The 21,675-nt window shown below is 68.4% G+C and carries 17 protein-coding genes and 2 pseudogenes; 5 read left to right on the forward strand and 14 right to left on the reverse strand.

All coding sequences use genetic code 11. The annotated features are described in order from the left end of the window. Positions 1–43: 43 nt before the first annotated feature. The 4 genes and pseudogenes from DAETH_RS19530 to DAETH_RS19545 form a co-directional block, all read right to left on the reverse strand. The gene (locus tag DAETH_RS19530) at positions 44–1,261 is read right to left on the reverse strand and encodes a cation:proton antiporter (RefSeq protein ID WP_264777761.1); all 1,218 of its coding nucleotides are present in this window, start codon (positions 1,259–1,261) and stop codon (positions 44–46) included. Between the two features lies 1 nt (position 1,262). Further along, positions 1,263–2,618: an ArsB/NhaD family transporter gene (locus DAETH_RS19535; RefSeq protein ID WP_264777762.1), complete on the reverse strand. Its 1,356-nt coding sequence runs from the start codon at positions 2,616–2,618 to the stop codon at positions 1,263–1,265. 36 nt (positions 2,619–2,654) lie between these two features. Next, the gene (locus DAETH_RS19540; RefSeq protein ID WP_264777763.1) at positions 2,655–2,795 is read right to left on the reverse strand and encodes a hypothetical protein; all 141 of its coding nucleotides are present in this window, start codon (positions 2,793–2,795) and stop codon (positions 2,655–2,657) included. A gap of 261 nt (positions 2,796–3,056) precedes the next feature. Continuing rightward, positions 3,057–3,720: pseudogene (locus tag DAETH_RS19545) on the reverse strand (IS6 family transposase); the annotation flags it as partial. 238 nt (positions 3,721–3,958) lie between these two features. On the opposite strand from DAETH_RS19545, the gene DAETH_RS19550 reads away from it, so the two are divergent. The 5 genes and pseudogenes from DAETH_RS19550 to DAETH_RS19565 all read left to right on the forward strand — a co-directional run bounded on the left by DAETH_RS19550 (position 3,959) and on the right by DAETH_RS19565 (position 6,945). Then, positions 3,959–4,510 carry a nuclear transport factor 2 family protein gene (locus tag DAETH_RS19550; protein WP_264777764.1) on the forward strand — a complete coding sequence of 184 codons (552 nt, stop codon included), beginning with the start codon at positions 3,959–3,961 and terminating at the stop codon, positions 4,508–4,510. Between the two features lie 160 nt (positions 4,511–4,670). After that, complete coding sequence (locus DAETH_RS19555) at positions 4,671–5,003, forward strand: hypothetical protein (protein WP_264777765.1); 333 nt, start codon at positions 4,671–4,673, stop codon at positions 5,001–5,003. A gap of 122 nt (positions 5,004–5,125) precedes the next feature. Next, entirely contained in the window at positions 5,126–6,118 is a 993-nt protein-coding gene (locus DAETH_RS19560) for an NAD-dependent epimerase/dehydratase family protein (RefSeq protein ID WP_264777766.1), read from the forward strand. Positions 6,119–6,232: 114 nt separating this feature from the next. Further along, positions 6,233–6,604: pseudogene (locus DAETH_RS24730) on the forward strand (alpha/beta fold hydrolase); the annotation flags it as partial. A gap of 44 nt (positions 6,605–6,648) precedes the next feature. Continuing rightward, complete coding sequence (locus DAETH_RS19565) at positions 6,649–6,945, forward strand: hypothetical protein (RefSeq protein WP_264777767.1); 297 nt, start codon at positions 6,649–6,651, stop codon at positions 6,943–6,945. A gap of 225 nt (positions 6,946–7,170) precedes the next feature. Here DAETH_RS19565 and DAETH_RS19570 read toward each other — a convergent pair whose 3' ends face one another. From DAETH_RS19570 to DAETH_RS19615, 10 genes are all read right to left on the reverse strand, one after another. Further along, positions 7,171–9,219: a beta-galactosidase gene (locus DAETH_RS19570; RefSeq protein ID WP_264777768.1), complete on the reverse strand. Its 2,049-nt coding sequence runs from the start codon at positions 9,217–9,219 to the stop codon at positions 7,171–7,173. Positions 9,220–9,295: 76 nt separating this feature from the next. Next, positions 9,296–10,258, reverse strand: coding sequence for a nucleoside hydrolase (locus DAETH_RS19575; protein WP_264777769.1), 963 nt, complete (start codon positions 10,256–10,258; stop codon positions 9,296–9,298). 2 nt (positions 10,259–10,260) lie between these two features. Continuing rightward, positions 10,261–11,241 (reverse strand): acetylxylan esterase, encoded by a 981-nt coding sequence (locus tag DAETH_RS19580; protein WP_264777770.1) that lies wholly within the window; start codon positions 11,239–11,241, stop codon positions 10,261–10,263. After that, a complete protein-coding gene (locus tag DAETH_RS19585; protein WP_264777771.1) occupies positions 11,241–12,458 on the reverse strand; it encodes a glycoside hydrolase family 1 protein in 1,218 nt (405 codons plus the stop codon). Before DAETH_RS19585 ends, DAETH_RS19580 begins: the two co-directional genes overlap by 1 nt. A gap of 83 nt (positions 12,459–12,541) precedes the next feature. After that, positions 12,542–14,590: a GH39 family glycosyl hydrolase gene (locus DAETH_RS19590; protein ID WP_264777772.1), complete on the reverse strand. Its 2,049-nt coding sequence runs from the start codon at positions 14,588–14,590 to the stop codon at positions 12,542–12,544. A gap of 76 nt (positions 14,591–14,666) precedes the next feature. Beyond that, positions 14,667–16,592, reverse strand: coding sequence for a discoidin domain-containing protein (locus DAETH_RS19595; protein ID WP_264777773.1), 1,926 nt, complete (start codon positions 16,590–16,592; stop codon positions 14,667–14,669). 88 nt (positions 16,593–16,680) lie between these two features. Then, complete coding sequence (locus DAETH_RS19600; RefSeq protein WP_264777774.1) at positions 16,681–17,550, reverse strand: carbohydrate ABC transporter permease; 870 nt, start codon at positions 17,548–17,550, stop codon at positions 16,681–16,683. Then, on the reverse strand, positions 17,547–18,518 hold the full coding sequence (locus tag DAETH_RS19605) for a carbohydrate ABC transporter permease (RefSeq protein WP_264777775.1): 972 nt from the start codon (positions 18,516–18,518) through the stop codon (positions 17,547–17,549). The genes DAETH_RS19600 and DAETH_RS19605 overlap by 4 nt, the downstream gene beginning before the upstream one ends. Before the next feature lie 76 nt (positions 18,519–18,594). Continuing rightward, the gene (locus tag DAETH_RS19610) at positions 18,595–20,058 is read right to left on the reverse strand and encodes an ABC transporter substrate-binding protein (RefSeq protein ID WP_264777776.1); all 1,464 of its coding nucleotides are present in this window, start codon (positions 20,056–20,058) and stop codon (positions 18,595–18,597) included. 53 nt (positions 20,059–20,111) lie between these two features. Then, positions 20,112–21,134, reverse strand: a complete 1,023-nt coding sequence (locus DAETH_RS19615; RefSeq protein WP_264777777.1) for a LacI family DNA-binding transcriptional regulator — start codon at positions 21,132–21,134, stop codon at positions 20,112–20,114. Between the last annotated feature and the right edge of the window lie 541 nt (positions 21,135–21,675).

Genomic DNA, 21,675 nt, shown 5'->3' on the forward strand with positions numbered 1-21,675 from the left:
CAGAAGGCCTTTCCGCACGGGACCCTGAACTGCCGGACGCCCGTCAGTGGAGGGTCCGGCCGGTTCCTTCCCCAGCCCGCGCGGCGAGCCTGCCCACGGTGAGGCCCTGCACGATGATCGAGAACACCACCACGACGTACGTCATCACCAGAAACAGGTCCCGCTGCGGCCCGGCGGGCACCGTGAAGGCCAGCGCCACGCTGATCGCGCCCCGCAGGCCGCCCCAGATCATCAGGCGGCGGGTGAAGGGCGAGAACCCGTGGCGCCGTCCCAGCAGCGTCACCGGCACCTGGACGCTGACGGCGCGGATCAGCAGCACGAGCGGAATGGCGATCAGCCCGAGCAGGAGGGCCTGCCCGCTGAAGCGCACGACCACCACCTCCAGCGCGAGCAGGGCGAAGAGGAAGATGTTCAGCAACTCGTCGGTCAGGTGCCAGAAGGAGTCGAACTTCTCCCGGCTGGACAGGGCGGCGGGCCTGCGGTCTGTCAGGGAGCCGACCAGCAGCCCGGCGGCGACGGCGGCCAGCGGGGCCGACACGTGCAGGTGCGTGGCGACGGCGGTGCAGGCCAGTACCAGGCCCAGGGTGACGAGCACTTCGACCACGAAGTCGTTGACCGCTCGCAGGGCCACGTACCCCAGGTAACCCAGCACGCCACCGGCGCTCAGGTCCGGGCCGTGCGCCTCCCCGCCCGCCGCCGCGATGCCCGCCAGCACCGCGAAGGCCACGACGCCCACCCCGTCGTTGAACAGGCTCTCCCCGGCCACCAGGGTCTCGATCCGTCTGGGGACGTTGGCCTGCTTGAGCATCCCCAGCACCGCCACCGGGTCGGTGGGCGAGATCAGGGCGCCGAACAGCAGGCAATACACCAGCGGAACGTTCAGCCCGAACAGGCCGACGAGCCCGTACACCGTGACCCCGACCAGCCCGATGGAGAGCGCGGTGGATAGCAGCGCGAAGGAGAGCACCGGGCCGCGCAGGCTCCACAGGGCGTGCGAGTTCACGCCCAGCGCCCCGGCGAAGAGCAGGAAGGACAGCACGCCCTCGAACACGAAGTCGTCGAACCCGATGCCCCGCACCAGGTCCACGGCTTGCAGGGCGAACGGCACGCCGAGGCCGACCAGGGCGAGGAGCCCCAGGCTGACGACCAGGCCACCGACCGTCACGCCGATGGACGCGGGCAGCCTGAGAAAGCGGGCATTGAGAAAGGCCAGGGCGGCGGTCACGCACACCAGCAGGGTCGCCAGGTCGAGCAGCCGCATCTCAGACCCCCGCCCCGGTCAGCCGAAAGACGGCGTAGTACAGCCCCACCGCGAGGGCCACGGTCGCCAGGGCGATGGGCGTGGCGTAGCGGATGAACGCCCCGAAGCTGATGGGGTGCCCCTCACGGGCGGCAATGTCCGAGACGACGATGTTCGCCGACGCGCCAATGAGCGTCAGGTTGCCCCCCAGGCACGCTCCCAGGCTCAGAGCCCACCACAACGGGTCCATCCCGGCGCCCAGCGTACCCTGCAATTCCCGCAGCACGCTCGCCATGCTGATGGTGAAGGGGATGTTGTCCACGAACCCGCTGATGATCGCGCTGGAAAAGCCGACGAGCAGGATGCCCAGCCCGATGTCGCCGCCGATGGTGGTCGTCAGGGTGGTCGCCACGCGCTCGAAGATCCCGACGTGTTCCAGCGCGCCGACCACGATGAAGAGGCCCATGAAGAACAGCAGGGTCGCCCACTCCACCCGCTCGAACAGCTCGACCGGGGACAGGTCGGCGATCAGGAACAGGAAGGTGCTGGTGGTCAGGGCGACGAGGCCCGCCTCCAGCCCGATGGGGTGCCCGACGATGAACAGCAGCAAGGTCACCGCGAACACCCAGAGCGCCTGGCGCATCAGCTTCGGGTTCGTCTGGATGGGCGTGGGGTCGGCGAGGACCCGTCGCAAGCGCTCCCCCGAGTCGCCGCCCGCCAGGTCACCCCGAACCCGCATCAGCAGGTGCATCAGGGCGATCCCGACCAGGGTGGCGAGCGCCGCGTAGGGGGCCACGTTCGTCAGGAAGTCTCCGAAGCCCTTGCCCGCCACCGAGCCGATGATGATATTCGGGGGATCGCCCACCAGGGTCGCCGTGCCGCCCGTGTTGCTCGCCAGCACGACCGCGATCAGGTAGGGCAGCGGCCTCAGGCCCAGCCGGGTCACGACGGTGACGACCACCGGCGCCATGAACAGCACCGTGGTGACGTTATCGAGAAAGGCGCTGAAGACCGCGGTGAGCAGGCTGAAGATCCACAGGACGCGCACCGGCTCCCCGCGTGTGAGGACCATTGCCCGGCGGGCCACCAGGTCGAAGAAGCCGCTGCGGCTCAGTACGTTGACGATGTTCATCATGCCGAACAGCAGAAAGAGGGTGTTGAAGTCGATGCTGCCCCAGGCCTGCTCAGGGGTCAGGAGCCCCAGCACCATCACGGCGCAGGCGCCCAGCAGGGCGGCGACGGTGCGGTGGACGTACTTCTCCAGCAGGATCAGGACGTAGGTCAGGACGAAGAGAAGGATGGCGAGCCCCGTGAGGGTGCCCTCGCCGGGGGAAAGACCGAGGGTGTCAAGCAGGGTGGGGTGATGCGGCTCAGTCATGGGGAGTCCAGAGGGGAGAGGTGGCGCGTGTGGGCGTCACAGGAACAGGGCGACGAGCAGCAGCGCCACGAGACCGGCCACCAGGAGGCCAGCGGTGAAGGTGAGGACCAGGGTGACGACGTTCTGCCAGGTCGGGGGCGTGTTGGGACCGTCGGGTGGGTCGTCTGGTCGCTTCATGGGCATCCTCCTGGGGTGAATCCGAGCCTGGAGCAAATGAAAAAGGAGGAACCTGCGGTAGCAGACTCCTCCAGTTCGGCGTATGGTCGCCGGAACCTGTCCCGTGGACAGGGTTGTCCGCTCAGTGTACAGGACTCACGGTGGTCTACCCCCAAAAACTGGACACAACTGGGTTGTGGCAAGTTGTTGACTTCCGGGAGGCGGAGAAGCTTCGGAAAGGCAGGCGGGCTGCTGTACCCCCACTTCACGCCAGGTCTGGAAGGCTTCTTGCTGGTGTTCTCGACGCTCGGCAGCAGGGAAGGTGGAGCGGGCAGGCTGGTGAAGGTTCGTCACTCGGGTGTGCAAGTCGAGAACGCCTTGCGCCCGATGTCGTGATCGGAACCCTCGCTGTTGCCGAACACGGCGTCGTGTCGGTCGATGGGATGGCAGGGTCAGGTTGTTGCGACGGGCCGTAGCTCTGACCTGAACGTGCTCCACACCGTGGAGCACGGGGAGTTTCCCAAGTGCTGCACCGCACTGGAGCTTGTCGGTGTGAACCACTTCTGGCACGTCGTCTTCCCCTCACCGTCGGCGGGAGAACGACTTGGCCGCCTCGGTCTCCCGGTGTTCCTGAAAGAAAACGTCCAGCACGGCTCCGTGTTCATCCACAGCCCATGTTCGATCCCACCGATGTCCACGCACCGTCACGTCAAGGTGCCACCGGGAGGGGACGTCGGGGTTCCCGGTGGCGGAGGTCCTGAGCGAAGAGCTTACTGCACCCCGTGCACCAGGTCCGAGTGGATTCACGGGTGACGGCAATCCCCCCTTCCAGGAGGAGTTCCTCGACGGCTCGGGAGCTGAGCGTGAAGCGGTGGTACAACCACACGGTGTCGTCGATCACGGCGAGGGAAAAGCGGTAGCCCGGGAGCTTCTGACCGCTCAACACCGCGTCACCCTTCCCTAACAACTTGCCATGACCCCTTCGGGGCAGAGGCATACACGCCTGGACAAAAGATTACTAACGGTGTATACTAACAACGTAAGTCAAGGGCGACAGAGTTCAGTCGCCGTCGCCCCTTCGAGGACTTAGGGAGGTTCCCTCACACCGCAGGTTCCAGGACGTCACCACGCTCACCCTGGAGGGTCGCCGCGACCATCCACCCGCTTCACCCGGAGGAACTACCATGACCACGATCCTGCCCCGCCGTGCTGCCCAGACCACCCTCCTCGGCCTCCTGCTCGCCACCGGCATGTCCGCCGCTCAGGTGCCGACCGGCCCCACTGCGTCCACGGTCCCCACGGCGAGTGGGCGCCCGGTGCCCCCCATCGTGCAGAAGTGGATCACCGCCTGGAACACGGGCGACGCGAACGCCATGGCCGCCCTGTTCACCGACGACGGCGTGTATCAGGACTACGCCTTCGGGGCGAAGAGCCAGGGAAAGAGCAACGTGGGCTTCTGGGTCACCCTGACCGTGCAGAACATCCCCGACGCTCGCGGCGAGATTCTCGACGCCTTCCAGATCGGGGACCGGGTGGCCGTGCAGTGGATCTTCTCCGGTACGCCACTTCGGCTCGGCCCCGTACAGGGCACCGGGAAGTCGTTCGCCGTTCCGGTCACCTCGGTCTTCTCGCTCAAGGGAGGCCGCATTCAGGAGGTGGCCGACTACTACAACCGCGCCGAGGTCTTCGGGCAACTCGGCCTGCCGACCGACGGCTTCTCGTTTCCCAAGCCCTGACGCCTGACCCTCCGGGGAAAGAGCCCCAGGTCGAACCAGTCAGAACCACTTCCTGCCGTCAGAGAGGGGGCCTGGCCGTCACCGAACCCACTCCCCGCCCACCGTTGACGCTCAGCCCTGCCTCTTTCCCAGAGCACCTGGAACGCCACAGGAGACCCCCATGACCCACCTCACGTTCAGCCCCACTCCGGGCAAGTTGATGCTGGCGACCCTGCCCGCCGTGCTCGGGAACACGCTGGGGTTCTACCTCTCCTACCGTGCGCCTCACCTGCGGGCGTTGTCGAAGTTCCTGCTTCCCGCAGCGGCGTTTTTCGTGCTGTTCATGCTTCCAGCCCTGTGGGCGCTGCTGATGGGGAGCGGCCTGGGCGCCTTTGCCGCCGCCGCCCTGATCAACATTGTGCCGGTTGCCATCGCCGTTCCCATCCTGCTCGGCCTGCGACCCGCCGCCGCCCGCAGGCCCTTCACATCGGCGCGTGTCAACACTGGAGCTTGAGTCGGCGGGGAGTGGTCAGCCCCTGCGCCACTCCTCCCCGCCGTTCGTTCGCCCCTGAACCCGCCGGTCTCGACGCGCCCTTTGCGTCTGACAGCGGCACCGCCTGCCGCGAGGAGGAGAACATGACCGCACCGCACACCCGCACCGCCCTCGTTCTGGGCGCCACCGGAGGCATCGGCGGCGAGACCGCTGCCGCCCTGGCCCGCCACGGCTGGACCATCCGCGCCCTGTCGCGGGGCGGAAAGCCCGCCCACGACTCCTCCGGCTGGGAGTGGGTCCAGGGCGACTCGATGGACCGCGACTCCATCGTCCGCGCCGCCCAGGGTGTCCAGGCCATCATGCACGCCGTCAATCCTCCCGGCTACCGGGGCTGGAGCCAGCTCGTGCTGCCCATGATCGAGAACACCGTCGAGGCCGCGCGGGTCAGCGGCGCCCGCATCCTGCTGCCCGGCACCATCTACAACTATGGCCAAGACGCCTACCCCGTGCTGCGCGAGGACTCGCCCCAGCGCGCCACCACCCACAAGGGAAAGGTCCGCATCGCCCTGGAACAGAAGCTGGAGGAGGCTGCGCGGGAGGGCGTGCGCTCCCTGATCCTGCGCTTCGGGGACTTCTTTGGCCCGAATCCCGGCAACAGTTGGTTCTCGCAGGGCATGGTCCGGCCGGGGCAGCCCTTACGAAGCGTGACCTATCCCGGGAAGCCGGGCGTGGGCCACACCTGGGCCTACCTGCCGGATGCCGGTGAGGCTTTCGCGCGGGTGTTGGAGCGCGACGCCGACCTTGACACCTTCGCCCGCTTCCACTTCCAGGGCTATTGGGACGCGGACGGGACGGGCATGGTCGAGACGATTCGGCGGGTGGTGGGAAATCCGCGACTTCCAGTGCGGCCGCTACCGTGGTTCGTGTTCCGGGTGGCGGCACCGTTCAACGAGACGATGCGGGAGCTGTACGCGGTGCGGCCGCTGTGGGAGCACTCCATCGAGCTGGACAACACGCGGCTGGTGGCCTTTCTGGGCGCGGAGCCGCACACCCCCTGGGACGAGGCGATGGGGACCACCCTGCGGGGTCTCGGTTGCCTGACCACTCCCGAGGGGGGAACGCGATCTGCGGTGTAGCTGCGGGCCGAGCCGCGCCCAAAAGACTCTGCGCCCGGACTCGGTGATGGTCCGGGTGCAGGGCATTGCGGTGTGCAACCACGCTGCTCAAACAGGCAGACCCCGTTGGTGCCGGTGAGGCGGGCGGCACTCCATCCCCGCTCACCCCCTCCTGCCCTCAGCGCCAGCCCTTCACCGTCACTGCCCCTGTCCTCCCTCACCGCCGCCCTGGCGCGCCGCTGCGCCGCGACCCCACGCGTCATTTCACGGAGCGCGGCTTCACCCGCCGCCGCGTTCCCACGCCAAGCGGCGGGGCAGGGGCCGCCCCTGTTCTTCCTGCACGGCATCGGCGGCGGAGCTTCGGCCTGGTACTGGAACAAGGTCGCCCCCGCGTTCACGGGCCGCTTCCGCGTCGTCGTGCCCGACTGGGTGGGCTGGGGCCTTTCGGATCATCCCGCACGCTTTCAGGGCGGCGAGGATTACGCGGCCCAATTGCGCGCCCTGCTGGATGACCTCGGCGAGCCGGGCAGAGTCTGGCCACAGGATGGGCGGTGCGGGTGGCCCGGGATCATCCAGGCCGGGTCGCCCGCCTCGTGCTGTGGCTGCCCTCGGGCGGGCTGGACTTCGGGGAGGACGCCTTCTCGCCGCTGGCCAGGGCCGTCCTCTCGACCCTCGCCCGCGTGCCGGGCCTGAACCTCATCTTTTACCGTCTCGTCTTTCACCGCCATTCGTTCATCCGGCCGTGGTTCACCTCACAGGGCTTCCTGAACCCGGCGGGGCGTACTCGGCTCTGCCCTTCCTCGGTGGATCGCTGCGCTACGACCTCGCCCCGCTGCTGCGCGACCTGAACGTTCCCGCCACAGTGGTCTGGGGAGAGCGCGAGCGGCAGGTCGGGCTGAACGTGGGGGTGCGGCTCGCCCGCGCCGCCAACCTCCCACTGGGGATCATGCCGAACGTGCGGGCGCCCCCTGAACTGGAGCGGCCCCGGGAGAGCGTCGCCCTGCTCGAACGGCTCGGCGTGTGGGCGGGCGGAATACACTCGTGGGCTGACCCACCCGGCTCCCCCTGTCACCTCACCCCACCGGGCTCTCCCGCAGCACCGCGACGCCGCGCGGGTCGAGCGTCAAGGAGGTCCCGTGGTCCAGACCGCTCAGCAGGTCGGCGGCGGGGGCAGGCAGGGTCACGGTCACCGGCCTGTCGGCGTGATTGAGCAAGAAGAGGAACGCGCCGTGCTCGCTTTGCCGCCGCACCACCTCAACCCCGCGTGGCGCATCCAGGGTGGGCCGCACGTCCGCACCCGCCAGCATCTCGCCCAGCGCCCAGTCCATGCCCGCCTCGTCCAGCCGCGTGCCCAGGTAGTAGCTTGTCCCAGCCCCGAAGGCGTGACGGGTGACGGAGGGCCGCCCGGCATAGAAGTCCTCGCCGAAGGTGGCGAGGGGTTCGGCCCCCTCGGGCACGATCACGTCCGCCCAGAGCCGTGACGTAAAGGCCTCCCCGCCCAGCGTCCGCACGCGGTTGGTGTGGCCCTGGGGGTAGGGGTCGAACTCCTCCACCCGCAGGCCGAGCACCCGGCGCAGCGCGGCGGGATAGGCGCCTGGGTGAATCTGGTCGTGCTCATCCACCATACCGCTGAAAAAGGACACCACCAGCGTGCCGCCCGACGACACGTACTCCTCAAGCTGCGCCCCGACGCCCTCCCGGGTCAGATACAGGTTGGGCGCGAGCACCACCCGGTACCCCGAGAGGTCCTGTCCGGGCCGCGCGAAGTCCACCGCGACGTTGCGCTCCCACAGCGGGGTGTAATAGTCACGCACCTGATCCAGCAACTTCAGCGCGCGGGAGGGCCGCGCGTCCAGCTCCAGGGCCCACCAGCTCTCCCAGTCGAGCAGGATCGCCACCTCCGCCCCCACCCGTCCGCCCAGTACCGGCGTCAGACGGGCGAGTTCGGCACCCAGGCCGCTGATCTCCCGCCAGGTCCGGGTGTCCGTGCCCGCGTGGGGCAACATCCCCCCGTGCCACTTCTCGGCGCCCGCCCGCGACTGACGCCACTGGAAGAACATGATGCCGTCCGCCCCGCGCGCCACCGTCTGAAGGCTCCACAGCCGCATCACGCCCGGGCGCTTGAGGGGATTGCGCTCGCGCCACTGCACCTGGCTGCTCACCTGTTCCATCAACACCCAGGGGCGCCCGCCGCCGAGGGAGCGCATCAGGTCGGAAGCCATCGCCATCTCGACCGCCGCGCCCGGCTCGGAGGGCTGCGGGTAGGCGTCATTCGAGATGACGTCCTGCCTCCCCGCCCACTTCCAGTAGTCCAGCGGCTTGAAAAAGCACATGAAGTTGGTGGTGACGGGGATGTCAGGCGTCACGCGCTTCAGAATCTCGCGCTCCATCTCGAACAGGGAAAGCAGCGCGTCCGACGAGAACCGTTTCCAGTCCAGCCCCTGCGACGGGTTGCGGAAGGTCGGGGCGGCGCGTGGCGGCTCGATCTCGTCCCAGTCACCGTACCCCTGCGACCAGAAGGCGGTGCCCCAGGCGTCGTTCAGGGCGCCCAGGGTGCCGTACTTGTCCCGCAGCCACGCGCGGAAGGCCCGCGCACTCTCCCCGCAGAAGCACTCGGAGACGTGGCAGCCGTACTCGTTGTTCACGTGCCACATGGCGAGGGCGGGGTGGTCCCGGTACCTCTCGGCAAGGCGCGTGACGAGCGCGTGCGCCGCCTTGCGGTAGGCGGGGCTGGACGGGCAATAGTGCTGCCGCGAGCCGGTGCCCAGGGTGACTCCGCTCTCGGTGACGGGGAGGCTTTCAGGATGAAGCTTCGAGAACCACGGTGGCGGCGAGGCGGTGGCGGTCGCCAGGTTCACGAAGACGCCGTGCTCATGCAGCAGGTCCATCACCCGGTCGAGCCAAGAGAAGTCGTACTCGCCGGGCCGGGGTTCGAGCCGCGCCCAGGCGAAGATGCCCAGCGAGACAAGGTTGACGCCCGCCTCCCGCATCAGCCGGGCGTCCTCGGCCCACACCTCCTCGGGCCACTGCTCGGGGTTATAGTCGCCGCCGTACAGCACGTGCGGAATCTTGGGGGCGACGAGGGCAGGCTGGGTCTGCGGGGCGGGTTCGGTCGTGGTCATGCGGGAACTCCAGGGGGAAAGAGGCTGAGAGGAGACGGTCAGGGCAGGGAGGAAGGGAGAGTGGAGGCGAGGCACGTCACGGTGTCCCCCCCCGACCTGGGACGGCCCGGCGCAACCGTTCCCGTTGCATCTCCTGAAAGCGCGGCAGGTCGAGGTGCGTCGCCACCCGGTGGGGCGCGTCCTCCACGCCCGGGCCGAACACGACGGTGCCCGGTTCAGGGGCGGCGAGGTCGACGTGGGCATGGGTCGGCACCGTCTCGATCAGGTCCTCCCGAAAGGCGGCGAGCACGGTCAGGGGGTCGTACATCGGGGAGTGGTCGCGCTGGGTCCAGCGGAACCAGACCTCGTGGAGTCCAGCCAGGGCATCTCCCAGAGGCCCGCCGAGTTCCCACAACTCGCCCAGGTCGGCGCGGCCCAGGCGGGTTTGCACGCCCACGTTGTAGCCCACCACCGTCACGTGTAATCCACTTTGCAGCACGACCTCGGCGGCGAGGGGATCGCAGGCGACGTTGTGCTCGGCCCGCGCGTTCTCGGGACCGAAGCCCTGGAAGTTCGCCCCCATCCACACCACCTGCGCGAGCTGGCGGGTGGCCTCGGGGTGAAGTTGGAGGGCGAGCGCGAGGTTGGTCAGCGGCCCGATGGCGAGGAAGGTGAGGGGACGGCCCTCAGCGTGGGCGGTCTCCGCGAGGTCGGCGATAAGGTGTGGGGCGGCGAGCGGGTGGGCGTCGCGCCGCCAGCTCACGTCGGAGAGGTCGAGCCCTTCCCCCTCGTACCCGTCCCAGCCACGCCAGGGCACCTTGCCCAGGGGGACGCCGCTGCCGACGGCGACCGGGGCGGAATGGCCGAGGAGCTTTAGGAGTTTCAGCGCGATCTCGGCGCGGGTGAAGGTATTCCCCCCGACCGTCGTGACCGCCCGCAGGTCGAGTTCGGGAGCCGTGGCGGCCAGCACGAGGGCGTAGGCATCGTCGATGTCGGTACCGATGTCGGTGTCGAGGAGCACCGGCAGGGGACGTTCACCTTCTGCGGCGTTTGAGGGCATTCCTACCCCGCCCACCCGGAAAGCCCCCGCAGGAAGCGCAGCCGTTCGGGAACGTGCACGCCCTCCCCGGCCTCGTGGCCGCTGTAGGGGTAGACGCGGATGTCCTTTCTCCCGGGCAGGCGGTTGTACGCGGCGAACACCGTGCTGGGCGGGCACACCTCGTCCATCAGGCCGACCGAGAAGAGGGCGGGTGCGTGGATGCGTGACGCAAAACTCACCCCGTCGAAGTAGGCGAGCGTGCCGAACACCTCCTCCACCGCGTCCCGGTGAACTCGCAAGTAGCCCGCCACCTCGTTGTAGGGTGCGGCGTTGGTGATTTCGGAGGCGCGGCGGAAATGGCACAGGAAGGGCACGTCGGGAAGCACGCCCGCGAGGTCCGGCACGAGTCCGGCCACCGCCAGGGAGATGCCGCCGCCCTGACTGCCCCCCGCCACGGCGACCCTTGTGGCGTCCACCCCGGGAGCAGCGCGCGCCGCCGCCACTGCCCGCACAGCGTCCGTGAAGACCCGGCGGTAGTAGTACGTCTGCGGACTGCGCACCCCGCGGGTGAGGAAACCTGGGTACTGGGGGTTGTCCCCATCCGGCGCGAGGTCGGGCGTGTCGCCCCGGCGCCACACACTACCCTGCCCGCGGGTGTCCATGACGAGGTGCGCGTACCCCGCCGAGGCGTAGGTGAGCCAGTCGGTGGGAAGACCCCGCCCGCCGCCATAGCCGATGAACTCCACCACACAGGGCAGGTCGCCCCCGGCGTTCCTGGGCCGCAGGAGCCACCCCTTGACCGGCTGCCCGCCGGAGCCCCGGAAGGTCACGTCAAAGGTGTTCAGAGAGCGCAGGCCGAAGTCCACCTCCTCGAAGCGGGCGTCCAGCGGGAAGGCGCGCGCCTCCTCCAGCGTCCCGCGCCAGAAGGCGTCGAAGTTGGCGGGCTCGTGAACAGGGGGGGCGTACGTCCGCAGCGTTTCCAGGGGCAGGTCGAACAGGGCCATCAGAGGCTCACCGCTTCATCCAGACTCGCGCCGCCCGTCTCCATGACCCGTGCATACCACGCCGCGCTCGCCTTGGGGGTGCGCTTCTGGGTGGCGTAATCCACATGCACGAGGCCGAAGCGCTGCTTGTAGCCCTCCTGCCACTCGAAGTTGTCCATCCACGACCAGTGGAAGTACGCGCGCACGTCCACGCCGTCGGCCATGGCCCGGCGCAGTTCCAGCAGGTAGCGTCGCAGGAAGTCGATGCGGGCGAAGTCGCGCACCTGGCCGTCCAGGTTCACCCAGTCGCCCGTGCTGGTGCCGTTCTCGGTCACGACGATGGGCAGGCCGTAGCGCTCTTGCAGCAGGCGCCGGCCCCAGTACAGGGAGGCGGGCGTCACCGGCCAGGCATACAGGTTGCGCCCGATGCCCTGCGGGTGCGGCACGTCCTGGGGAACGCCGTCCTCGCCCGCGCGGATGGTCTGGCCGTTGTCGATGTTGGCGCCCAGGAAGTCGAGCGGCTGGTTCATGATCTCGAAGTCACCCGGCTGGACGGGTGGACGCGCGCCGTCAAAGGCGTCCATGCCGTCTTCGGGGTACTGCCCGCGCAGCACCGGGTCGAGCCACCAGGTGTTGTTCCAGGAGTCGCCCTTGGGCACGCTGAACATGTGCCGGATCCCCGCCTCCAGGTCCTCCGGCCGCCCGGAGGCGGGGATCCGCACCACGCCGACCGGCGCGTAGCCCACGGTGCTGGGCGTCCTCGCATGTGAGCGGATCACCTGCACGGCCCGGCCGTGGGCGAGCAGCGCGTGGTGCCCGACCCGCAGCACCCGCTCCCAGTCGTACTGGTCTCCAGGTGCGTGCTGCCCGGTGCGGTGTCCCAGGCCCACGAAGCACTGCGGCTCGTTCAAGGTCATCCAGTGCGACACGCGGTCGGACAGCCGGTCCACCACCACCCGCGCGTAGTCGGCGAACCACTCGGCGCTGTCGCGGTTGAGCCCCGCGATCAGGTCCAGGTCCTCCTCCCAGCGGTGGTAGTGGTCGCAGGCCACGTCGCCCTTGTCCCCGCCCGCCACGCGGCCCGGCATGTGGGCGAAGGTGTCCCAGATGCTCGGCCCCTTGCCGTCCTCGTCCCAGGCGCCCTCGATCTGGTAGGCCGAGGTGGCGGCCCCCCAGGTGAAGCCCGGGGGGAAGGCCAGGGGTGAGGAAGTGTGGGCGTCGTCCATGATGTGCGTCAAAAGTCCTCCCGGGGCGTGGTCAGCACGTCACCCTCGTGCGGGGAGGGCGGCCCAACGTGTAAAGGGGCGTCCCTCCTGCCCTGTTACTTGCCCTCGACAATCAGCGTGACCGAGTTGGGCGGCAGGCGCAGGTTCCCGGCGGCCACGTCGCTCCAGGCCATGGTGCCCTTCGTGAACCCGTCCGCCGAGATCTCGTAGCGGTCGAGGGTGCTCCGGCGGCCGTCGGGGCGCCACCCCTGGAAGGTCGTCACGACCCCCTGCCGGGCGCCCGAGCGGTTGATCAGCAGGTACGCCCGCTCCCCGCGCTCGCCCCTCACGGCGGCGACGGCGACCGCCGACTCGTCCGCGCTCTGCGCCGCGACCCGCCTCCCGAGCATGTAGCGGTTCATCAGGTGGAAGAGGTGGGCGCTTGGCCGCAGCGCGTCGTTCTCGTCGGTCTTGCCATAGGCGCCGTCCTTCTCGTTCCAGGCCATCGTGGAGTCGGCGCCCGCGCCGGTCAGGTACACCATCGCCAGGGCGTCGAACACCGCGCCCTTATTGTTGTGCATGCGCTCCTCGCCCGTCCACCACGCCCAACTGATGTTGTACTCGTCCATCCACAGCGGGATACGCCGCCCGTTCGCCTCGTCCAACATGGCGCGGATGTCGGCCACGTGCTTGCTCAGCGAGTTCACGGTGCTGTCGGTCGGGTTGTAGATGCGGTTATAGATCGCCGCGTCGGACTCGGTGGGGTCGCCGCTCGCGTACCCGTGGATGCTCAGAAAATCGAGGGTGCTCACCGGGCGGCCCCGCTCCCGGTCGACGTTCAGCGTGCCCGCGATAAAGCGCCGCACCTGCGGGTAGAGGTCCGCGCGGGCGAAGGCGGGCCCGCCGACCTGGATGTGCGGGTCCACCGCCTTCATCGCGCGGGCCGCCCGGTTGTAGATGTCGATGAGGTCGTTCAGGCGGTCGGGCTGCCCGGCATTGGTGGGCCGCACGAAGTACACGTCGTCGCGCTCGTTCGTGGGCTCCCAGTACATCACCCGGTTGCGCCCCTGCACGTTCACGATCCGCACGAGGTCCGCGCAGAAGTTGGCGAAGGCGTCCTCCATGCCGGGGTCCAGGAGGTCGTCCTTGTCCGTATCCATCCAGCTCGGCCAGGTGGGGATGTTGATGAGGCGCACCGGGTCGGCCCCGAGGTTCTTCAGCGCCGTGTTGATCTTCTCGGCGTCCCAGCGCCTGTTGGCGGTATCGATCCAGCCGTTGGGCGTGGTCCCCGAGTCGCCCATCATCTCCATGCTGTGGTAGCGCAGGATGCCGGGGTTCATGTAGCGCAGGTTCTCGTTGTACTTCGCGCTCGCCGCGTTCTGGGGGTCAAAGGCCTTGAAGCCGTTCAGGCCGTAGCCCAGGGGCGAGGTGCGGAAGAGGGTCTGATCCCAGTTCACGCTGACGTTCACGGGCGGCGGGTCGATGGTCGCCACGCTCACGTGGTCGAAGGTCGAGGTGGCGAGCTTGCCGAAGGTCTCGCCGCCGCCCGCGAGGCCCACGTACAGCTTGCTCCCCATGCCGACCGTCGCGCTCCCGGCCTGCTGCCACGTCTGCCCGTCCACCGAGGTGAAGCCGGTGAACACGTTGCCCCGGCGTTCAAGCTTCACCCAGCCGGGGAGCGCCGCGCCATTCGCGGTGACGTTGGCAAAGCCCTGGGGCTCGGTCCGCGCGGCGAAAAAGGCGCCGTTCGCCCCCGAGAAGCCCATGATCGTCTCGCGCGCCGGGGGCCAGCCGTCCAGCGTCTCGCGTATCACGACCGCGGCCTTGGTCCCGGCATTGGCGCTGGCGATGTCCGCCACCCGCGCCACGATCACGCCGTCGCCCTCCAGCGCCTGGTAGGTGAAGTGGAACTGGTCGTAACCCCCGCCGATCTCGTCGCCCGCTCCCGTTACGCGGATGGTGTCGCCCTCCTGGGTGAAGCTCCCCGCGGCGCCGGTGTTGCCGATGTCGGCGTCCTGCCACGCGGTGGTGGAAACTGCCTGGGTGCTCAGGGAGGTGGGGGCGGCCCGCGTCGTGGGCGAGGCGTTCTGCCCGCAGCCCGCGAGGAGCAGGCCGGTCAGGGCGAGGAGGGCGGCGGAGGTGTGCGTGCGGTGGTGTTGACGCATAAGTGCTCCTGGATAGGGCCGGGTGCGGTCTTGGGAGAGGAGCGGATTCGGGGACGTGAAGCTTTGGAAACTGTGCTCAGTGGCTGTAAACGCGCAGGTCGTTGATGCCCCACCAGTTCGAGCCGGGGGTGCAGCAGCCCTTTTGCACGATGCGGAGGTAGCGGGCCGTCTTCGGGGCGAAGGTGATGATGGTGGGCGCCCCCGCGAAACCTCCACCCGTGCCGTACGCGCTGCCGCTCACCGCGATGCCGGGGCCGGTGACGAGGGGCATGCCGAGGTTGGCCGGGTCGTTGGAGGCGTACACCTCGTAGCGGCGGGGGAAGTCGGTCAGCGAGTTGTTGGCGTCGAGGATCACCCGGTCGAACGTCTTGGCGCTCCCGAAGTCCACCTGGAACCACTGCCCGTTCGCCTGCGGCGCCCCCGTGGACCAACGGGTCGTCACGCTGCCGTCGAGGGCGTTCGCAGGCCCCTCCCCGGCCCCGCTGCCGGACGCGCTGGCCGTCCAACCGGTGCGGGAGAGTTCGCGGCTGGTGGAGGTGACCGCCGCGCTGTCGGCGACCGTCAGCACCGTGACTGAGTTCGGCTCCACGGTCAGGTTGCCGTTTTGCAGGTCGGCGGTGCTCAGCGTGCCCGTGTAGTAGTACCTGGGGTCCGGCGCGACCACATACCGGTTCCAGGTCGCGGTCGTGCTCCACAACGACGAGAAGTTCACCTTCACCGTCTGGGCCGTGCTCGAGCGGTTCACCAGCGCCATCGACTTGCGCCCCGCCGAAGTGGTGGCGAGCGTGACCAACGCGCCGTTGTCGGAGGTGCTCGTCACGCGCTGGCCCGTCATGAAGGTGTTGAACATCTGGAGGTTGTGCGCGCCGACGCGGATGGAGTTGGTGCCGTCGTCGTTGTTCAGCTTGCCGTAGTAGCCGTCGCGGTCGTTCCAGGCGGCGGTGCCCACCTGCCCGGTGTTGGCCGCGCCGATGAAGACGAGGGCGTCGTACACCGCCCCCTGCGAGAGGGTCATCTTGTAGTCCTGGCGCCCGGCGTAGTTGATGTTGAACTCGGTGTCCATCACGGGGAGATTCAGCCCCTCCTGCCGCACGATGTTCACGATGTCCTGCCCGTGCCGCGCGGCGTCCTGCGTGCGGTTGTACACGTCGGCGTCGGCGGCGTAAGGGTCATCGTTCGCGTAGAAGTGGTACATCACCACGTCAAGGGAGCCCTTCGTGCCGCGGATGAAGCGCCGCACCCCGTCCGTCAGGTCGCCCCGCGCGAACTCCAGGCCGCCGATCTTCGCGTTCGGGTCCGCGGCCCGAATTGCCGCCGCAACCTTGTTGTGGAGCGTGATGAGTTCGTCGAGCTTGTCTCCCCCATTCAAATAGGGCACGTAGTACCGGGAGTCCAGCTCGTTCGTCGGGGTGTAGTACTTGACGTTGCGGCCCTGGTTCTTGAGGATCGTCGCCAATTGCGCGCAGAAGGCCGCGTAGTTGTCGAACTCGCTGGGGTCGAGCAACGTCTCGCTGTGGCCGCCGGAGGTATACGTGTACGTCTTCATCCAGGCGGGCCAGCGGGGGATGTTCACCAGCTTGGCGGGCTTGTAGTACTCGTACGTGCCTGAATTCAACGAGTCAATGGCGTCCATCACCGTCTTGATGCGAGCCTCATCCCAGCGGCGGTTCGCCACGTCCACCCAGCCGCGCGGGTCGGTGGCCGAGTCGTTGATGAGGTCGTTGTAGTGAAAACGCACCAGGCCGGGTTTGAAATAGCTGAGGTTCGTCTTGTACGTGGGCTGCGTGGCAACCGAGGGCGCGACCCCGCCGTACAGCCCCACCCCGTACAGCTCGTTCGTGATGGTGCCCCGGGTCTCGCCCCAATCGACGTACACGTTGGCCGTGACCGCAGCCTGGGTGTGCAGGGTAGGGGCAGAGGTTTCGCCGGACTGGGCGGGTTGCCCGCAGGCGGTGAGGGCGAGCGTGAGCAGCGTCAGGGCGGGTGTGGTGCGTTTCGACATGACAGGACTCCCCTCCAGCCCGCTGGGGGCTGGCTGTGCAAGACATGGTGGGATCGGGGGTGACGGGAGAACGTGGGGGGCGCGGGTTTCAGCCCTTCACGGCCCCGGCGATGGCATCCACGAAGTAGCGTTGCAGGAAGAAGAACAGCAGCATGATCGGCAGGATGGTGATGACGGCCCCCGCCGCGATCCACGTCCACTGGGTCTGGTTCTCCCCGATAAAGGCTTGCAGGCCCACCGCGAGCGTCCGCAGCTTGGGGTTGCCGATGGTGAACACCAGCGGGATGAAAAACGAGTTCCACGAGTACATGAAGTGGAAGAGGCCCACCGTAGCGATCATCGGCGTCGCCTGCGGCAGAGCGACCGACCAGAAGGTGCGCGGCAGGCTCGCGCCGTCCATCGTGGCCGCCTCCTCCAGTTCCTTCGGCAGCGTCGTGAAGTACCCGCTGAAGAGGATGGTGTTGTAGATGATCGAGCCCGCGGTGACGACGATGATGACCGACCAGAGCGTATTGAGCAGCCCCAGCCGCGACACGAGGTCGAACAGCGGCAGGATGGTGTACCCGCCCGGGATGAAGAACAGCGCCAGCATGACGCCGATGACGGCCGGACGCCCCGGGAAGTTCGTGCGCGCCAGCACGTACCCCGCCGCCGAGGACAGCAGGATCAGCAAGGCGGTCGAGCCCAGCGCGAACAGCACCGTGTTGAAGAAGTACGTGCCGAAGTTCCCCTTGCTCCAGGCGTCCGCGTAGTTGTGCCACTGCGGTGCGGCGGGGAGGATGCTCAGGCCGCCGGTGAAGAACTCGCCCGAGGTCTTGAGGGAACTGCCGACCATCCACAGGAAGGGGAAGATGTAAAAGGCACCGACCGCCAACAGGACGAGGTGGGTGAGGATGCCCCGGAAGCGGGCGAACGAGAACGGGGCGCGGCGTGCGCGGGGCGCGGGCAGGGTCGTCACAGCCGAACCTCCGTTTCCAGGCCGGGGCGCCGGACGCCCAGGGCGCGGTAGGCGAGGAGTTGCGCGACCGAGAGGACGATGGTGAGGAGGCCCATGAACAGCGCGGCGGCGGAGGCGAAGCCCACGTTGGCGCTTTGCGTCCCGAAGGCGTTGCGGTAGATGTAGGTGCTCACGACCTCGGTGCCGGACAGGAGGCTCGTCGCGCCCAGGCCGCTGAGGGCCACCACCAGCTCGAACACGCCGAGAGCGCCCATGACGGCGAGGAACACGATCACCACGCCCGGGGCGCGCAGCATCGGCAGGGTGATGCGGAAGAATTCCTGCCTCGGCGAGGCGCCGTCGATGCGGGCCGCCTCGTACAGCTCCTGCGGGATGCCCTGGAGCGCGGCCAGGAAGTACACCATGTTGTAGCCGATGCCGTGCCACACGCCGACGAGGGCGATCATCCACAGCGCCGTGCGGGGGTCGGAGAGCAGGCTGAGGAGTTCTCCCCGTTGCAGCAGGCCGAGCGACTGCAACCCGCGGCTGAGCGGCTCGCTGATCCCGGTGAAGATGAAGCCGATCACGATGCCCATCACGAGCTGCGAGGTGACGGCCGGGCTGAAGAACAGCGCCCGGTAGAGGTTGCGCCCCCGCAGCTTCGGGTTGTTGAGCACGAGGGCGAGAATCAGCGAGAGCAGCAGTTGCAGCGGCACGACCGCGAGGACGTACAGGAAGGTGTGCCGGAACGCCGCCCAGAAGAAGGAGTCCTGCGCCACCCGCCGGAAGTTCTCCAGCCCCACGTAGGCGCTGGGGGTGCCCACGCCGTTCCAGTTGTAGAGGGTGTACGGATACGAGGCGACGAGCGGGTACACCACGAAGGCGAGGACGAGGAGCACCGCGGGCGCGAGCAGCAGGTACGACCAGCGGGCGGCGACGAGGCGGGACCCCAGGCCGGGGCGGCGCTCACGCCCGCGGGAGGCGGTCATGTGGTTGGTGGGACGGGCGGGAGTGGACACATGCACCTCTTCCGGGGGAGGGGCGCCGCGGGGACGCCCTTGGCCCTCATTTCACCGTGGCCTGGTCCTTGCCGGGGTCCCAGTTCGGGAAGGCGAAGTCGGCCCGCGTGACCTTGCTGCCGCCCTTGCGTGCTGTGGCGATGGCGTCGTCGAGCGCCTGGTTGTAACGGTTCTCCAGGTCCTTCAGCACGTTCGGCAGGTCGCTCTTCTTGAGCTGCCCCGTGTAGGCCGCGAGCACGTAGTACTCGATGTTGGGCGTCGGCTCCTGGAACTTCACGTCGGCGAGCCCGGGGCGCAGGGCGTTGAAGGCGGGCGCGACCCGCCCCTGGGACACCAGCACGCGGGCCACATCGCCAGCGCGTCCCTTGGCGAGCTTGGCCGTCTCGGGCCACACGCGCACGGCTTCGCCGTAGCTCACCCAACGGTTGGCGGAGGCGCGCGAGTTCAGGAACGAGAACAGCTTCCAGGCCTCCTCGGGGTGCCCCGTCTTGCTGGAGACCCCCAGCTCGAAGCTCGCGGGGATGGTGCGGTAGTACGCGGTGGAGGACGGCCCACCGCGCACGGGCAGCGGCGCGACGGTGTAATCCTCGAAGCCGGGGTTGGTCTGCTTGAGGGACGGCACGACCCAGCCGCCGTTGACGTACATGCCGAACTTGCCCTCCGCGAAGACCGGGCGAATCTGCTCGTCGTTGAGGCTGACCGACTGAGGCAGAATGCTGCCGTCCTGCTTCATGTCGATCCAGTGTTCGAACCACTGCCGGAAGAGGGGATTGGTGGCGAACTCGAAGCGGCCCGTCTTGTAGTTGAAGTAGTAGTAGCCGAGGTCGGTGTTGCCGGGCGCGGGCACCCCCGAGGCGCGCAGGCTCTGCATCTGAATGTTCATGACGTAGTCGCCCTGCTTGGCCCCGAAACCCAGCCCGTAGGCCTTGCCGCCGGTGCGCTGCACGATCTGCTGGGCGAACTTGCGCTGCTCGGCCCACGTCCGGGGCACCAGGACCTTGCCGTTCCTGTCCACCAGGCCCGCGTCGCGGAAGACCTTGTTGTTGATGTACAGGGCGAGGTAGTTGGCGGCGTTGGAGGCCCACGGCGCGGAGTACACCTTGCCGTCGAAGACGTTGATGCCCTCGGCAAAGGACCCCGCGGGGAAGGTGGCCTGCCAGCCCTTCGTCGCCCACTTGTTCAGGGGCAGCAGCCAGCCACTGTCGATGGCGTCCTGGATGGTCACGCCGCCGTCGGTGGGAATCACGAACACGTCGGGGGCGTTATTGCTCTTGAAGGCGAGGTTGACGACCTGGGTGTACTGCTGACCCGAGGTGGGCGTGATCTCGACCTTGATGCCGGGGTTCGCCTTTTCGAAGGCGGCGATCTCCTTCTGAAAGGACTCGCTGGAGGCGATGCGGTTGTGCCACAGCTTGAGGACGACGGGCCGTTGCGCCTGCGGGGAGGCGTGGCCGACGAGCAGGGCGGCGCTCAGGGCGAGGGCGGGACGGGCAAAGCGGGCATAGGACATGGACATCCTCCTTGCGCGGGGCAGGCGGTGGGGGAGTGAGACGGTCGGGTGGCTCAGGCGGGCGGGGCGGTCGAGTCCCGCACGATCAGGCGGCTGGGCAGCTCGACGTGGCGCTCGGGCGCGTGGTCGGCGAGCAGGTCGAGCAGCAGGGTGGCCGCCCGGTGGCCCAGGTCGTGCAGGGGGTGGTGGACGGTGGTCAGGGCGGGCTGGACCTGCCCGGCCATCGGCACGTCGTCGAAGCCCACGACCGACAGGTCCTCGGGCACCCGCAGGCCGCGCTCGCGGGCGGCCTCGATCACGCCGAAGGCGCAGAAGTCGTTGGCGGCGAAGATGGCGGTGGGCGGGTCGGGCAGGGCCAGCAGGTCGTGTCCCGCCTCACGTCCCAGCGGCAGGTGCAGGCCGCCGGGGTGGAGAAGGGTCGGGTCGAAGGCGACACCCGCCGCCACGAGCGCTTCCCGGTAGCCCTGCAGGCGCATCACGCCGTCGGGGCGCTCGGGGCTGAGCGGCGAGTCCGGGCGGCCCGTCACGAACCCGATGCGGCGGTGGCCCAGGGCGAGCAGGTGTTCGGTGGCCGCCCGGGCGCCGAGCCGGTTCTCGGGGTTGACGGTTGGCAAGTCGTCCACATTCCAGGCGTTGATGAGGACGACGGGCACGCGGCTGTGCTGAAGCTGTTCCAGCAGCCCCGGCGAGCCGTGCGGCGCCACGATGATCAGGCCGTCCGACACACCGCTGGACAGGGTGGCGACGCGCTGCCGCTCGCGCTCGGGGTCGTTGGAGGAGGTGTAGAGCACGAGGTCGAGGCCGCGCTCGCGGATGGCCTCGCTGGCCCCGCGCACGATCTCGGCGAAATACTGGTTGCTGAGGTCCTGCACGAGCAGGCCCAGAAGGTCCGTGCGTCCGCCCCGCAGGCTGCGCGCCGCGGCATTCGCCACGTAACCGAGTTCACTCGCCGCCGCCAGCACCCGCGCCCGCGTCTCCTCAGAGATTCGGTCGCGGCCGTTGAGCGCTTTGGAAACGGTCATGGCAGAGACGCCCGCGTGTCGGGCGACATCGGTGACGGTGACGGCCTTTCTCATACCCTCCTTTCAATCGCTAGACCAGCCGAATTGTCGAGGATTAACGTTAATCCTTCCGAAGGTATCGGCGACCAGAACCAGCGATATCTATGGATTAGCGTTAACCCAACTGTATCGGGGGAGCTGGGGCCTGTCAAGCGAGGGCCTCTGTCTGGGGGGTTGTGGCAAGCTATTGGGATAGGGTGACGTAGTGCTGAGTGGTCAGAAGTATCCTGGGTACCGATTCCCACTCGCCGTCACCCGCGAGACCCTATGAACTTGGTGCATCAAATTCAGTGCCTCTTCGCGCGGTTCTGGCAAGTTAACGAGGTGCAAGCCGACCTTGCTGACGGACCACCTGAACGTCAGGCCGCCCACTGCACGACCTGATCCCAAACGTGCAGCGCACCCTTCAGGTAACTTCGTCGCTTTTGGGCGGGCATGGTGGTGCGGGTGTGCTGGTGAAGATTGGAGACTCGGGCGTGCAGAGCGAGGAGTTCCTGGGTCCGGCGTCGTCGCTTGAAGCCTAATTGGCTGCGTTCCTGCTGTCGAGTGGGCCGGT

Source organism: Deinococcus aetherius, from assembly GCF_025997855.1.
GTDB lineage: Bacteria > Deinococcota > Deinococci > Deinococcales > Deinococcaceae > Deinococcus > Deinococcus aetherius.